This is a genomic window from Bartonella sp. AD328YNZD (genome assembly GCF_042196425.1).
In genome coordinates, this window is sequence record NZ_JBHIQG010000477.1 from 1 (window position 1) to 1479 (window position 1479).

2 pseudogenes are annotated in these 1479 nt (G+C 32.2%); both read right to left on the bottom strand.

From position 1 onward, the window contains the following. Positions 1–242 (bottom strand): annotated as a pseudogene (locus ACFIO3_RS12980) (ribonuclease BN); the annotation flags it as partial. A 1116-nt stretch (positions 243–1358) separates the two neighbouring features. After that, positions 1359–1479 (bottom strand): annotated as a pseudogene (locus ACFIO3_RS12985) (prephenate/arogenate dehydrogenase family protein); the annotation flags it as partial.

The following is a 1479-nucleotide window of genomic DNA, read 5'->3' on the forward strand; positions in this document are numbered from 1 at the left end:
TGAGATAAAGGCTCTGCAATAACATCAGGCAATAACTGCACCAGTGCTTTAATTTTTTGCGGTGTATAGGTAAAAGCTCCTAGAAAACGAGCAAAAGATATTCCAAAAATAAAGAAAGGGAAAAATGCTAAAAGCCCTGATAGCGCAACATGGCTTGCAAAAGCGCTTCCATTATCACGCCAATAATGGCTTATTGCGTCACAAAAAATATGATAGCTATACCAAAAGATATTTTTTAACAAACCTCAATACTTTCTGGTAACATCCTTTTTTCAGATATCCTAAGCTTTATAAAAACCATCAAGACTTTAAAAACAAACATTTTTTAGTATAAAGGGCAATAATCCACGCGGTCAAGTCTCACTCTGTCCCAAAAATGAAAAGAATAAGCCAACAAATTGTACCAAGCAATTGTATTCTGTTTGAAGCCTTTTGTTTTACATTAAGTAGCGTAATCATAAAACGCGAAAAAAATGTGAGGCAAAAATATTTCAATGAATTCTTTTTCACAGTGTAAAATTTCATTAAAAGGAGATAGATGAAAAAGAATTTCTCCCTTTCCTTCTTTTATAGTTTTCTCAAATAAAGTTGTTTTCTCGCTTCAACAGATCAATCAAACAGAGAGGATATTCCCGCCCCAAACAGGCATACAAAAGCTAAAAAAACGAAAACACTGAAGCATCTTAATATTTATTTCAAACATGTTGCTGCATGAGATTTGAATATTAATTTACAATTGACAGCAACTATACAAGCTTTATGAAGAAAACAATATCATAAAATGAAAAATATACTGGCTACCGATTAGAGAATACTCACCTGTTTTTTATAAAATACTTTGCGAGACAACACTCATAATACAACACTCTTTGCATTGATTTACAGAAACTCATACACCCCCCTCTCCCTGAAAAACCCTTCGCAAATCTCTTAGATTATATTCGTGAAAATCAAATTATAGAAGAGTTTTATAGGTCTTTACTCTCAGCAATACGAAAGATTATTGAACAAAGATTTTATCTTTCAAAAAATGATTTTATACTTTTTCTAATCGTAATCCTTTGAATGAGAATTACATGTCCATTGATATGAAATAAATCAAAATTAAAGCATATCTCCATGAATTTTGCTTTAATTTTTGCGATTAGCTAACCAAAACCACAAGCACTCCTCATAAAGGTCAAAAATCATTTTAGAGCACAGACTAAAAGACAAAGGTAAGTGCACTTATTATCGTACAAATTATTGAGAATTGCACCGTATTGTTATCATAACACACAATTTAAAAGGACATATATCCCAATAAAGAGGTATGATAGGAATAAGCAAAACAACACAAAATTCAAAAATCTCTTAATTTACATCCTCTCTTTAGGAAGACTATGACGCCCAAAGTCAGGGACATCAATTTCCTGTCCGGCATCAATAATATTGCGACGTACAGCACGCGTACGCGTAAAAAAATTAAACAGTGTTTCA